The sequence below is a fragment of the Pelatocladus sp. BLCC-F211 genome, assembly GCF_041928655.1.
GTDB lineage: Bacteria > Cyanobacteriota > Cyanobacteriia > Cyanobacteriales > Nostocaceae > Pelatocladus.
In genome coordinates this window covers 43,933-57,464 of the sequence record NZ_JBHFLM010000224.1, presented here as the reverse complement: position 1 = coordinate 57,464, position 13,532 = coordinate 43,933, and the positions used below count along the sequence as shown (strand labels likewise).

Sequence of the window (13,532 nt, the reverse complement as noted above, 5' to 3'; positions counted from 1 at the left end):
AATCCTTACGAAATCATTTCAGCCATTGTCCCTACCAAACAAGCCCGATCTAAATTTACTCCATTTAAATTCGCTCCTTCTAACTCTGCACACAGTAAATTTGCACTTGTCAAATTTGCCCCTGACAGATTAGCCTCTCTCATATCTGCTTCTTCTAAGTTTGCTTCACTCAACAACGCTCCTTGCAAATCTGCACGGCTTAAGTCTGCGCCTTTGAGATTCGCCCCTGTCAGGTTGGCTCCTCGCAAGTCAGCACCCCGCAAGTCAACCCCTTGTAAATTGACATTCATCAAATTTGCACCACTCAAGAAAGCACCAGCAAAAGACACTTCACTCAGTCTCGCCCCCATTAAATTAGCACCACGTAAATTGCTACCCCTTAAGTCAGCACCTGTCAAATCTGCTTGCATCAAGTTCGCGCCCATCAAATTCGCCCGCAAATCAGCTGCTTGTAGATTTGCTCCCATCAAATTAGCACCTTCCAAATGCCCACCTTCAAGTTTAGAAGCAGTGAAATTTGTACCCACAAGAGTAGCACCAGCAAAATTAATGCGGTTTAAATCCAAATTTGATAAATCTTCATCTTCTAAATTAGCTCCTGCTAAGTGCTTAACTTTTCCTGATTTAATAGCTTCTATATTCATAAAACCTACAAAAAATCTCTTTGTGATCTTTGTGTCCTTTGTGATTAGTTAACAAAATATTTAACAACTAAGCGACAAAAAATACCAGCAGAACTTACGCAAAATTATGAAAAAACTAACCACAAAGGGCGCATTAGACGCACAAGCGGCTTCTCGCAGAGTAGCACGCAAAGAAATAAGAGTTTCAAAAAATTTTTGCGTAAGTGCTAGTTAAGAAAAAAAAACTTATTGTATACGTAAATTTTGATTTCTTTCCACACTAGTCTTGGTTCCACTATCGAGTCGATAATCCAATAACCACATACCAACGCTGAGTTTGGGTGTAATTATGGGTAACTCTAGTCCTTGTTGCAAACCCATGACTAATAGTGTCAAGGTATCTATCAGTTTTGGATCAAAGCGTCGTGATTGTTGTCTGCATTCTTCTAAAGCTTGATTAATGATTTCTTCACGACTCAATTGAGATGATTGTTTTTGATGCACTCGCCACTGAAATTCAACCATCAGTGCCAAAATTCTTGATTCTAGAGGAATTTCATCACCAGCTAATCCCGCAGGTTCACCAGTTCCATCCCAATACTCGGTTTGGTGAGTAATAATTTGTGCTACCGCTCGTAGTCGTGGCATAGTTCGCAGTACCTGCGCTCCTGGTACAAGAGGACAAGTTAAAGGACAACTGGGTGCATCTTCTTGGTAATAAGTAGTTGTACCAGGAGTCAGTACGCTTTCGACTCTTTGCAATGGATCTAAACGGTGTAGCAATCCAGCCAGGCGCAATCTTTTGATTTGCCATGCAGGCAAATCTAAAAGTTGTCCCATTGTTTCTACCAGTGTTACAACTTCTGCTGCTACCATGGGATTGGTAATATCAGCAGCATCTATAATTTGCGCCATCCGTAAAAATGCCTGGATTTCATTGGAAACTAAGTTAGTATCTAGGGCTTGGTGGCTGATGTTGCTGGGAACAGATATGTTTTCTTGTCCGGTTTGGAGGTAATCAACGACGCGGGAAACTACCGCACTCAATTCTTCAGGTGTAGCCAAGCTAGGCTGAATTGCATCTTGATAGGCAGTGAGTTTTGCTGCTAATTCTGGGTTGTAGCGTTGAATGTGAGCGATCGCCAATGTGGCTGTTTCTTTGACTAATTCTGGTTCAAATGTCCACAAGCCGTAAAATTTACGTTCTAAGTCTGACGCAGGCAATCCAGAAGCACCATAGTCAGTCTCTGATAATTCTTGACAAATTACCATTGCTGTGTATTTGGGTGATAGGATAATCAAGTGCCATTCCTGAGCCACTGGATCAGCTGGATCTAAAGCAACTAAGTTGACATTAGGTAATTGACTAGTAGGATGTTCTGTCCAGCCAGTATCCGGGGCTGCCATGATCGCTATGTGACCGGATTTTTTGGCGATGTCTGCATATCGTTCGGCTTCTTGAAGATACCATTTCCCCTGTTCAAAGGCAGTAATTACCAAGGGTGAGGTGACATCATTCAATATATGGTCTTCTAGGGCATGACACAGAGCGACTAAGGTATTTTTATAGTACACTCCGAATCTAATTGGTCTTTTGCTATGGCGATGAGCAATTTCTAGCTGTTGGAGTATTGAACCTTCTAACATGGGGGTTTTTAAATAAACCGCAAAGGACTCATTAGACACCCTACGAGGGGCTTCCCGCAGGGTAGGACGCGAAGGAAGGAGAGAATTTTAAGTTTTGAATTATATTTGAAATTCGCACTTATGATTTTCTTAGTTTACTGTCTTGGGCATGACTTATGCTACATACCTAATCGATGCCAGCAAGCCATTCTTACCCTATTTTTTTGAGATGTTCTCTACTCCCTCAAATGGCTAAAGTCTAGCTCAGAAATCCTCTAAACGAAAAGCACGATATGTTGGGCAAATCTCTGCCATCTTTGATGAAAAAAGTCTTCGGTAAGTTGCCATTGGGAGTCATCCTAACCGTACCCTTTGTCTTGCAGGTTGTTGCCGCAACTAGTTTGGTGGGGTATCTCTCGTTTCGCAATGGACAGAAGGCAGTCAATGATCTTGCACTTCAACTCAGTAATGAAGTCAGCAATCGGGTGGATCAGCACCTGGATACCTACTTATCAACCCCCCATCAAATCCTTCAGTTCGATCTTGATGCGATCGCGCAAGGGAGACTGAATTTGCAGGATCTGGAAAACTCTGGACGCTTTTTCTGGAAACAAGTGAAAATCTATAAGGGTGTAAGTTATGCCGGTTACGGACTATCAACAGGTCAAGAAGCTGGGGCAGGACGTTGGCTCTCTGGATATGATGTGCTTATTACTGAAACCATCGACGGCATAACTCGTAGCTACTCAACCGACAATCAGGGGAATCGCCTGAAGGTTCTCGATACCAACAAATATGATCCGCGAACGGATGAATGGTATGCCGATACAGTCAAAGCGGGTAAACCGATTTGGAGCCGGATATATACTGCCGATGGGTACGCATCTGAAGGATATGTTGCCGCTTCAGCCAACTATCCCATTTATGTTCCCCTAATCATCTGTGACCAGACAATGCCGAAAATGGACGGTGTGGAACTTCTAATTCATCTGCATCGCCAGTATCCCAAAACGCTGAAAATTCTGTTAACGGGACTGGCTAGCCTGGATGATGTGATCAATGCGGTGAACCATGCCAATCTTTATCGCTACATGACAAAACCTTGGGATGAAACTGATCTGGGCTTAACCGTACGGGAGGCGTTGCGGAGATACGAACAGGATAAACAACTGGCGGAACAAAATCGGGTGTTGCAGCAAATGAATCTGGAACTCCAGCGCGAGATTGTCGATCGCCGCCGTGCTGAAGAACGATTAGCTCATGATGCTCTACACGATGCGTTGACTGGGTTGCCGAATCGCACCATGTTAAAGGAACGGCTTGAGTACGTCATTCAAATTGCACAAGAGAAAACAGCTTATCAATTTGCCGTGCTGTTTATCGATCTAGATCGGTTCAAAATTGTCAACGATAGCCTGGGACACATGGCAGGTGACAGGTTTTTAGTGACGATCTCCCGCCGTCTGCGCCATTGTCTCCGCAGCACCGATATGGTTGCACGACTGGGCGGTGACGAATTCACTGTTCTGCTTGAAGATATCCACGATACAGCAGATGCAACTCAAATTGCAGAACGTATCCTCGCTACCCTACGTATACCTTTTCGTTTGCAGGGGCATACAATCTTTCCTAGCGCCAGTATTGGCATCGTGATTGGTTCCCATATCTACCAGAACGCCACTGATTTGCTGCGAGATGCCGATCTGGCAATGTACCAAGCCAAGGGAACTGGCAGAGCTTGTTATGCTCTATTCAATCAAGATTTGCACATCCGCACCCTCAAGTTTCTCCAAATAGAGAGCGACTTACGCCAAGCTCTGACGCGGCAAGAATTTGTTCTACACTATCAACCGATTGTGTCCCTAACTACGGGAAAGCTAGTTGGATTTGAAGCTCTGGCACGCTGGCTCCATCCCAAACAGGGGTTGATCTCGCCTAATGAATTCATTCCCGTTGCTGAAGAAACAGGATTTATTGTCAGCTTGGGAAAATGGGTGTTACGAGAAGCCTGCCGCCAACTACACGCATGGCACCAAGTATTTCCCGAACAAGCAACTCTGATCATCGCTGTGAACCTGACAGCAAAGGAACTGCGGGAACCGAATTTGATTGAGCGAATCGATCGCATACTAGCAGAAACTGGACTGGATGGCAGGTACTTAAAACTAGAGCTAACGGAAAGTATGCTCGTTGATGATGTAGAAATGGTGCTTCAGACGTTGAATTGTATCCGCGCCAGAAATATTCAACTCAGCATTGACGATTTTGGGACGGGTTATTCATCACTCAGCTATTTACCACGGTTTCCCATCAACACTTTGAAAATCGATCGCTCTTTTGTCAGCCGCATGACGATTGATGCGGAAAATTTGGAGATTGTGCGGGCGATCGCCACGCTTGCTCATAGTATTGGCATCGACGCGATCGCAGAAGGCGTTGAAACCCCGCAACAGTTTGCCCAACTCAAAACTCTCGATTGCGAATTTGCACAGGGCTACTTGTTCTCTGCTCCCCTAGATTGTGCCTCAGCAGAACGGATGATCGCCACCAATCAAGAATGGCACTTTGGATAAAAGCAGACAGAGGTTAGGAGATACCGACAAGTTGTTTTTCTTTGGCCTCAATCGGTGCAGAAAGTGCTTCTTCTAGTTCAGCACAACCCAATTTTTCCTCTAATATTTTCATAACTTCGCGCCCAAAGTCATTGGGGTTTTGTCGCCAAGCTTGTAAGCAAACTTCGCCAAAGAAAGAACCAAGGGGTTCAGGATTCCATAGCAACTTCTGGACAGTCCAAGGTGTGACGTTCATCGGATCGTACCCTGGTTTGAGGATATTTTCTTTGAAGGCGTATTCTTCTAAGTGGGTATGGGGTTGTAGCCCAATAAAGAAGATGGCAGGTTCAACTTTATCTACTCCAAAAATCCGTTCCAGTTCGCGGTGATAGGCGATGGTTTGGCGAATGGTTTCCGGGCGTTCGTCAATCACATTAAAAGAATAATTGACGGAAACTAAATCGTTAAACCCAGCCGCTTTTAAATCCCGACAGTTTTGCAAAACAGTACGGAGATTGTAACCCATCCGCATTTTCCGCACTAATTCTTGAGAACCGCTAGTGATACCGATCTCAAAGTAGTTCATCCCAGTTTTTACCATCAAATCACACAATTGGGGAGTGAGATTATCAGCCCGGATGTATGCTGCCCAGTGAATGTCTTCCATTCCCGAATCGACGATTTTTTGTAAAAGTTCAACAGCATCAGCAATAAATTTACGGGCTGGGATAAATTGGGCGTCAGTAAACCAGAAATTGCGAACGCCGCGATCATATAGTTGTCGCATTTCAGCAACGACTTCATCGGCGGGATTTATGCGTACCTGTTTACCTTCCACGACAGTGTAAACGCAGTAGCAGCAATTATGGGGACAACCGCGTTTAGTTTGCACGCCGATGTAAAAATCTCCATCTTGGAGGTAATATTTAAACTCCGGCCAGATAGTTTCGATGTAATCGTAATTACAAGCAGTTTTCTCTAGTGGTGTGGGTTGTTCATGGATGAGGCGATCGCGTGGTTTCTCTTCTCCAACGACATAACATCTTTCATCCCGAAATTCTTGTCCGCTAAGTAATTTTGTCAGCAAAGTTTCCCCTTCACCCACAGAGACAATAGTCTGGTTTGGTAAGCTTTTCGCTAGCTGTTCGTAAAAGACGCTGACAGCACCACCACCAACAATTACACGAGCATTCGGATGATAACGTTGAGCGCGTTTGATACCCCGCTTCAGTAATCCTAAATTCCGCCACAACTCACCGTAGTATCCCGATGCTATCCGCAGCAAACCAAAAGCTCCCTGTAGCTTGAGAAATGGATTGCGGGAGTAGAAAAACTCAAAGGTATACTGCAATGGATTACCACCACGTCCACCGACTGGAGCATAAATTTGGATATCTCGCCACGAGAAGACTAGCAGTGTCGGCTGAAATTCATCGATACAGCGATCCAGGGCTTTAGCATAATCTAGAGGTGGCACTGTTCCTAAATCAAAGATACGCTGTTCAATGTTAGGAAACTGCTTGTGGACATGATCGCTAAGATATACAACCCCAATCGGAAAGATGGGGTTACACGGAAGGCGAACATAGAGAATTTTGTTGAATGTTTGAGCTTCCATCTTGCCGTTTATCTGGGGTAAAAGAGCAAACTTTGATTCTGTAGTCGTTGTGTTTTGGTTTTAGTGTTCGTATCAAAATCGTCCTTGATATGAATGACGATTACTGATGTTCATGGCTTGGTTTAAGTGATGAAAATAGCTAAATATTGCCCTGTATCACAAATGCATAGCATAAATAGGATTTTATGAAATTAGTCTATCTATAGCTTTACAATAACATCGACTTCACTCTATAAGCGATCATCGGTACAAGCCCTTTCCCTAACTATTGCCTATTGCAAGAGTGCCTATTGCCCTAATTGACTTCCCTAAAAATAAAAAGTATTGATGAATTGTTCATGCTTAATATATGATTGCAAAAAAAGCATAAATTTTTACGAAAAATTCATAACTAAGAAATTTGTATTTCTTTAGGTAGAAAATAATTCAGAAAACTTCAGTTGGTAGTCGCAGTTACAGCAACTGGGGATCAGTCAGTGTTAGTTTTTATATGTAAGATAAAATTGTGGCGAAAAGCTCCTCAGCAGTTATGGCTCAAATATTAGATCCTCTACCACCGGAGCAATCAGGAAAGATTCTCTGCTGTTACGTAAATGCCACGAGCAAAATACAGGTGGCTCGCATCTCGAATATTCCTAACTGGTACTTTGAAAGGGTTGTTTTTCCTGGACAGAGGCTAGCGTTTGAAGCCCCCATTGAAGCTCAACTTGAAATTCATACGGGCATGATGGCAAGTGCTATTTTATCGGATAAAATTCCGTGCGATCGCCTTGCACTTAACGAACCTAGTAGTTATGAATTAGAAAACTCAGAACAAACAAACGACTCTATCAATAAAAAACCGATAGTACAGTCTATTAAGACAAAAACTGAAGATACAACAAAACCTTTAACAATGTCTGGTTTCGCATCCGTTGATTAAAAAAAAAATTGTTTAATTTCTTTCAGGGTTGCACAATTTAGCAGCCCTTTTTGATTTTTGATTTTTGATCATTTGTCATTAGAGACGCGATGATACTCTTACCTTGAAGCCGCTCTTACGAGCGTCTACGCGTCTGTACAATGGTCATTAGTCAATAGTCAATTTAAATGGTTGGCTTTGTGTTTTCTCCCTTGTCCACGCCAGGTGCTACAACGGAGGAGCCACTGCGGTGGACGGGTTCCCCGGCATAAAACAGGTGGCGTGGAACCTCTGCAACGCAGTGGCTCCCCTTGTCCACGCCACGTGCTACAACGCGGGGGACCCGCGCAACGCAGTGGCTCCCCTTGTCCCCAATCCCCGCTCCCCAACGCCCAATCTCATCTACAATCATTAATTATGGATCTACCTTCATTTTTGTGGTTGTGGAAAATAGCGGCGTGGGCAATGGGTTTGTCGTTAGTAGCCTATGTGCTATTGGCGATTATGGGTATGCGAATGTTTCGCGCGAGAACTTTACAGCAAAGAGAACCAGGCTGGTTACGCTTTCTCCACTATAAAATTGGTATTTGTCTGGTGAGTTTGGTATTATTACTGCTACTAATTGGCATTGTTGGTACTTACGGTCACTTTGGTTCTTTAGGACACTCACAGCATCTCTGGGCTGGATTAACGACTGTCATGTTAGTTTTACTATCAGCTGGAAGTGCTACACAAATTCGTGTTGGACATCCTTGGGCTAGACGGATTCACATTGGTGCTAATGTTGCTATATTCTTTGCTTTTGCTTGGGTATCGTTCACTGGTTGGAATGTGGTGCAAAAGTATTTGCCGTAATGATTAATGCTAATTGGAATTTGAGTTTCTTAGAGTGCGATCGCTTAATTTAATGTTTAAAAGCATCACGATTTGACACAAAAGCGCACTTAGCCTTCAAGGTTTTTTTAAAAGCGGGCGGCGGGAATCGAACCCGCATCAATAGCTTGGAAGGCTATGGTTTTACCACTAAACTACGCCCGCAAATTTCCAACTTCAATAACATAACACAGTCTTAGCTAAAAATCAAGACTAACGACGCTCTATTTTTACACGTACAACTAAGTTACTTTGTAGGGGCTTGCTGCCATCTTGGTTTATAGCAGGGCTAAATGAAACATTTTGGAAAAGCTCAATCAAGAGTTGCTGGTATTTACTTTTCTTCGCTGCTGGTTCTTCGGGAGTCATATCTATAATATCGACTGCTGGGTTGCCATTGATATCACGAGCAATTAACTTGCCATTTTGATCAATTGCCAAGGAAACGAGCAAATCTACATTATCCAAATCTGGTTCACTGCTGATAAAACTTACTGGTAATTCTTTTGTATTCTCTCCCAGAGGTTGAGCTAAAACATCTGGTGGTACATCTTGTCTCACCACACCTTTTTGCCACAAATCAATCATTTCATCTCTAGAAAAAGCATTCCAAGTTGCGACTAGTCCTCCATCACTGCGAGTCTCATCGGCTGATAATGAGGGTGGTGGTTGCACGGATGGATCTAATGTTGGTAGTGAAGTTGATTTTCCTAGCGAGATATTAGCATCTGGTTGTTTTGGAAGTTGAGAGTTGATTGGCGAATTCGTAGAAGGTGAAGTGTTTGTGGGAGGTGTTGTAACGTTTATATCTGGTGATAGAGCTTGATTTTGCTCATCTGGGATGGGATTTTCTGATTCTGAGGTAGGAATGTCTGTCTGATCAGGAGGCGGTGTTACAGGTGTAGTATCAGGCTGTGGAACTGCTGATGACTCTGGTTCAGGTGTAGGGGGAATGCTAGGTGTAGATTTAGGTATAGATTTCGGTTGTGTCGTTAGTTGAGGTTTTGCTGTTGCAGTTTGTTGCTGATTAACAATTGGTTTGTTAGAGGGTTGCTGAGGTGGAGTAGAGGAATTAGGGTTAGAGGCGATCGCTGTTTTTTTGTCTAGCAAAGCGATCGCATCTTCATCAGTTACAGCAACGGATTTTTGAGTATTTGATGATGACTGGGGTGAACCAGGTTTTGCTTTAGCTTGTGGCTGAACTTTTGAACGTCCTGTTGGAGAAACTTCTATGAGTTCAACTGGTATAGCGCTATTCGAGTTTTGCTGTCGTCTAAGGCTCAACTGATATGAATATGAGCGCAAGAGCCAAAATGCAAGCAAATGTAGGGTTACTGAACCCGTAACCACAGCGATCCACAAACCAGGGGGATCACTATGTCGGCGATTTATCTGTGATGGAATTGGTTTTTGGTCAGTAACCGATTTTGTCATAATTTTGCTGCAAGTTGTCAAGAGTCAATTGTCAAGAGTCAACAGTCCCAAGTTTTTGACCATTGACCATTGACTAATGACCAATGACCAATGACCATTGACAATTTTAGCGACTAGCTGCCAACTCTAATGTAAGATTAAGGCAAAAGTCAGAACCGTTTCGTCTATTCCTTTTAGTTCTAGCGGACTACCTTTAATAATTTCTTCTTCTTGTAAATAATCTGCAACCGCCGCAGAAACTAAGACACTACCGGGATTCGCTGCTTGCTGTAATCTTGCAGCGATATTGACACTGGGGCCAATGGCTGTATAGTCGGCGCGTTCAGAGCTACCAAACATACCTACAACGGCTGTACCTTGGTGGATACCACAGCGAAACTGTACGCTTTGACTTTCAGTCGAATCAAAAATACCCTGTTCTCGCCAGCGTTCGTTTAACTTTTCGAGCGATCGCAGCATCGCCCTGGCTGTTTTTACCGCACGTCGCACTTGTTCGTTAGGTGTTAGCTCTTCTGGCGCTCCAAATAAAGCTAAAATAGCATCTCCCATAAACTTATCTACTGTCCCACCGTTATCAAATACCGCTTTTGTCATCACTTCTAAATATTCATTGAGCAACTCAGCCACCCGGCGTGATCTGAGGGTATTTGCTAGCTGGGTAAAACCGACGATATCACTAAATAAAATTGTGATTAAGCGCGGTTCCGGTCGCAAATCCAGAACCAAGTCTCCTGCTGCGGCTCTTTCGACCAAAGCAGCTGGCAAAAAGCGTTTTAATACGGATTCTGTCAGATAGGTATTTAATTCTACCACTTTGCGTTCATTTGCTTTCAACGCTAAAAGATTACGCACCTCTGCTAAAAGTTCGCGATCGCTAAATGGTTTAGCTAAATAAGCATCTGCACCTCGTTCTGTACCTGTAATGCGAGTTTCTTCATCAGCTTTTGCTGTCAGTAAAATGATTGGTGTTCCTTTTAACTTCTCGTCGTTGCGGATCATCCGAATCATCTCCAGCCCTGATACTATGGGCATCATTAAGTCACTCACAATCAAGCTGGGTGAAATTTCCTGAGCAAGTCGAAACCCTTGTGAACCGTTCCGAGCTGTCCGTACTTGGTAGCCATCAGCGCGGAGTATACCAGATACATAAGCTCGTAAATCTGGGTTGTCGTCTACAACTAGGATAGAAGAACTGGAGCTAGTAAAAGATTCTTCCTCAACTTCTGCTGTTTCTGTCGAGTCTAATTCCCAGTCCGTGCTACCTTCTGCGAGCAATTCCAAATCAGCCAGTTCCACAGCAGCACGGTTGGTATTGACTTCCACAGCTGCTTCTAATACTTGCTCGGCGCTGAAGTGACTACTACCAGGAATCAGCCAGACGCTAAAAGCAGTACCTTGACCATAAACTGATTTTACAGTTACTTTACCACCATGAAGTTCTACTAATTCTTTAACTAAAGCTAAACCTAAGCCTGTCCCTTCATAGGAACGGTTTTCTGAACCTTCAGCTTGGCGAAAACGTTCAAATAGGAAGGGAATTTGTTCTGGTAAAATACCAATACCAGTATCCTCTACTGTCAAAATGCAATGCCCATCTTGAGATTGCATAGCAACAGTAATTATGCCACCTTCAGGAGTAAACTTCATGGCATTAGACAAGAGGTTATAAACCACCTTGTCAAATTTTTCCATGTCTAAGTATACTTTTGGACATTCAGCTATTTTGGTGATGAGACGCAGTCCTTTTTTTTCGCAATAGGGACGAAACGAATCGATAATTTGGCTGACAAATTCGACTAAATCACAGGGACGAAAACTCGGTTGCATCCGACCTGCATCTAAGCGTTGCAGATCTAGTAGTTGGTTAACAAGTCTTAACAAACGACGAGAGTTACGTAGGGCGATCGCACTTTGTTCGTAAGACAAACCCTCTTGAGAAGAAACTGCTGTTTCCAGTGGCCCTTGAATTAAGGTAATGGGGGTACGAAACTCGTGGGAAATATTTTGGAAAAATTCGGTTTTTTGTTTATCTAATTCCAGTAAGCGTTCGGCTTGTTCGCGGGTTTTTTGGTACAAATGAGACTGTTGGACTGCGATCGCTGCTTGTGCTGCTACTGCTTTTGCTAACTCAATTTCTGAAGGTAGCCACTGGCGAGATTTTACACTTTGCCTAAGAGTAATACTACCGATACTTTTTCCATCAGCTAACAGGGGAACTACCATCAGCGATTGGGCTGTTAATCTCAAGGGTAAGTCAAAGCCCTTGGTTTCTGGCGGACACTGGCTCATATCGGAAATGATCACCGGTTCTTGTGTCCGTAACATTTGTTGCAGAATTGGATTGCCTTGAATTGGCGCTTGAGACTGAGGTAAGTTGTGAGTGTTGACATTCTCAAAAGATTGAGAATCATCAGTCCCTAAATCTTCCGAACGATCATACAAACCGACGCAGCGAACAAATTCATCATCTTCTGTCCACAAAGACAGTATACAGCCATCCACGTGTAAAGCTTGTCCTAATTTTTGGGTAATAGCAGCAAAAATATCTTGTGGATCTAAACTAGAGCGAATGGCACTGGTAATTGTATTAATCAGGGCTTCCCTTTGAGCAAGCGCGCGTACTTGCTCGTAAGCATGGGCTTGAGACAAAGCCAGAGCAGCTTGATCTGCTACCATCATCACCAACTTCACTTCGTCATCACTCCAGACACGAGGTGCATGACACTGGTGCAGTGCTAACACAGCCATTAGTTCTTGTTGACAAATCAGTGGTACAACCAAGCTAGAGCAAATATTGGCTTCAATAAAAGCAGCAGCACGCGATCGCAACTCAAAAATATCCCCTTGAATACGTTCATCGCTAGCTACATCATGAATTATTTGTACTTCACGAGTTTCCCAAATTGTCTGAGATAGGAGAGGTGATGGAGTTTCTGAAGACGCAGTGACACTAAGACGCAGTGACTCTTCAGAAGACGCGGTGAGCGAAAGACAAGGGAGAGCAAAGAGTATTTCATCTGTATTCTCCGTGTCTCCCTTGTCCCCCTGTCCCCCTGTCCCCGCGTCTTTCTCTACTGGCTTCTGATAAATAAACCCTTCATCAACTAATTGATTTTCTTGGAAAGGACGCAAGAGGCAAACATCTACCTCTAACATGTGTCCTACAGTATCAACAATTGTTTGCAAAATTTGCCGATAATCTAAAGCGCTACGAATCGTATTGGTGACAGTGTTCAGCAGCGATTCTTGGCGAAGTGTACGGGTTAGTTCGCGAGTACGGGCCTTGAGGACATTGTGAGTATCCAAGGCTTGGCGTACTACTGCTTTGAGTTCCTCTGCTTCCCAAGGTTTGGTGACATATTTAAATACCTTACCAGAGTTAATCGCGTCTACCAGGTCTTCAACATCGGTGTAGCCCGTCAAAATTATCCGGATGATGTCTGGATACTGAGTTGCTGTCAGGCTTAAAAATTCAGTACCACTCATCATCGGCATTCGCTGATCAGAGATAATTACTGAAACATCACCTTCCTGCGCCAACAGCTCCAATGCAGCTGGTCCAGAACCTGCTCTCAACACCTTGTAATCGCGATAGAAGGTGCGATAAAGCAAATCTAAATTGTCGGGTTCGTCATCGACAACCAAAATTTTAGGCTTACTGTTTGCTTGGGATTTCATGCACCGCTTTCCTGCTGCAAAGGCAGTCGGATAAACAATAATCTGATCAGATAAGGATGAAACTGACTCAGGTAAGAGCAGAGCATTTCGACTCCATAAGCCGTTTGCCCATATGACTGCTGACTGGAAGAGGATTTATTTACAGCCATCTGTCTCTATAAAATTATGCCGATTACTGTTTGCTTTGGTACACCCCAATTAATTTGATTCTGAGTGTTAGTCTGACA

At 43.5% G+C, this 13,532-nt stretch carries 9 protein-coding genes and 1 tRNA gene; 3 read left to right on the top strand and 7 right to left on the bottom strand.

Translation table 11 applies throughout. The features are described 5' to 3' along the window. Positions 1-5 precede the first annotated feature (5 nt). Complete coding sequence (locus tag ACE1AT_RS26610) at positions 6-644, bottom strand: pentapeptide repeat-containing protein (protein ID WP_374873873.1); 639 nt, start codon at positions 642-644, stop codon at positions 6-8. 225 nt (positions 645-869) lie between these two features. After that, positions 870-2,270 (bottom strand): DICT sensory domain-containing protein, encoded by a 1,401-nt coding sequence (locus ACE1AT_RS26605; protein WP_374873982.1) that lies wholly within the window; start codon positions 2,268-2,270, stop codon positions 870-872. Positions 2,271-2,542: 272 nt separating this feature from the next. Between ACE1AT_RS26605 and ACE1AT_RS26600 the strand changes: the two genes are divergently transcribed. Next, the gene (locus tag ACE1AT_RS26600) at positions 2,543-4,822 is read left to right on the top strand and encodes an EAL domain-containing protein (RefSeq protein WP_374873871.1); all 2,280 of its coding nucleotides are present in this window, start codon (positions 2,543-2,545) and stop codon (positions 4,820-4,822) included. Positions 4,823-4,835: 13 nt separating this feature from the next. On the opposite strand, the gene ACE1AT_RS26595 is transcribed toward ACE1AT_RS26600, so the two are convergent. Next, complete coding sequence (locus tag ACE1AT_RS26595; RefSeq protein ID WP_374873869.1) at positions 4,836-6,419, bottom strand: photosystem II high light acclimation radical SAM protein; 1,584 nt, start codon at positions 6,417-6,419, stop codon at positions 4,836-4,838. Between the two features lie 529 nt (positions 6,420-6,948). On the opposite strand from ACE1AT_RS26595, the gene ACE1AT_RS26590 reads away from it, so the two are divergent. Together ACE1AT_RS26590 and ACE1AT_RS26585 are read left to right on the top strand one after the other, a co-directional pair. Continuing rightward, on the top strand, positions 6,949-7,341 hold the full coding sequence (locus tag ACE1AT_RS26590) for a DUF1830 domain-containing protein (protein WP_374873867.1): 393 nt from the start codon (positions 6,949-6,951) through the stop codon (positions 7,339-7,341). A gap of 396 nt (positions 7,342-7,737) precedes the next feature. Beyond that, positions 7,738-8,175: a DUF4079 domain-containing protein gene (locus tag ACE1AT_RS26585; RefSeq protein ID WP_374873980.1), complete on the top strand. Its 438-nt coding sequence runs from the start codon at positions 7,738-7,740 to the stop codon at positions 8,173-8,175. 112 nt (positions 8,176-8,287) lie between these two features. Here ACE1AT_RS26585 and ACE1AT_RS26580 read toward each other — a convergent pair. The 4 genes from ACE1AT_RS26580 to ACE1AT_RS26565 all read right to left on the bottom strand — a co-directional run bounded on the left by ACE1AT_RS26580 (position 8,288) and on the right by ACE1AT_RS26565 (position 13,454). Then, positions 8,288-8,358: transfer RNA gene (locus tag ACE1AT_RS26580), tRNA-Gly, on the bottom strand. A gap of 48 nt (positions 8,359-8,406) precedes the next feature. Then, the gene (locus ACE1AT_RS26575; RefSeq protein ID WP_374873865.1) at positions 8,407-9,627 is read right to left on the bottom strand and encodes a hypothetical protein; all 1,221 of its coding nucleotides are present in this window, start codon (positions 9,625-9,627) and stop codon (positions 8,407-8,409) included. A 126-nt stretch (positions 9,628-9,753) separates the two neighbouring features. Beyond that, positions 9,754-13,305 (bottom strand): response regulator, encoded by a 3,552-nt coding sequence (locus ACE1AT_RS26570; protein ID WP_374873863.1) that lies wholly within the window; start codon positions 13,303-13,305, stop codon positions 9,754-9,756. Continuing rightward, positions 13,302-13,454, bottom strand: a complete 153-nt coding sequence (locus ACE1AT_RS26565; RefSeq protein ID WP_374873861.1) for a hypothetical protein — start codon at positions 13,452-13,454, stop codon at positions 13,302-13,304. Before ACE1AT_RS26565 ends, ACE1AT_RS26570 begins: the two co-directional genes overlap by 4 nt. Positions 13,455-13,532 lie beyond the last annotated feature (78 nt).

Excerpts from the sequence above, each read along its gene's own strand:
- ACE1AT_RS26610 (WP_374873873.1), bottom strand. The coding sequence starts at position 644 with ATGAATATAGAAGCTATTAAATCAGGAAAAGTTAAGCACTTAGCAGGA.
- ACE1AT_RS26605 (WP_374873982.1), bottom strand. The coding sequence starts at position 2,270 with ATGTTAGAAGGTTCAATACTCCAACAGCTAGAAATTGCTCATCGCCAT.
- ACE1AT_RS26600 (WP_374873871.1), top strand. The coding sequence starts at position 2,543 with ATGTTGGGCAAATCTCTGCCATCTTTGATGAAAAAAGTCTTCGGTAAG.
- ACE1AT_RS26595 (WP_374873869.1), bottom strand. The coding sequence starts at position 6,419 with ATGGAAGCTCAAACATTCAACAAAATTCTCTATGTTCGCCTTCCGTGT.
- ACE1AT_RS26590 (WP_374873867.1), top strand. The coding sequence starts at position 6,949 with ATGGCTCAAATATTAGATCCTCTACCACCGGAGCAATCAGGAAAGATT.
- ACE1AT_RS26585 (WP_374873980.1), top strand. The coding sequence starts at position 7,738 with ATGGATCTACCTTCATTTTTGTGGTTGTGGAAAATAGCGGCGTGGGCA.
- ACE1AT_RS26575 (WP_374873865.1), bottom strand. The coding sequence starts at position 9,627 with ATGACAAAATCGGTTACTGACCAAAAACCAATTCCATCACAGATAAAT.
- ACE1AT_RS26570 (WP_374873863.1), bottom strand. The coding sequence starts at position 13,305 with ATGAAATCCCAAGCAAACAGTAAGCCTAAAATTTTGGTTGTCGATGAC.
- ACE1AT_RS26565 (WP_374873861.1), bottom strand. The coding sequence starts at position 13,454 with ATGGCTGTAAATAAATCCTCTTCCAGTCAGCAGTCATATGGGCAAACG.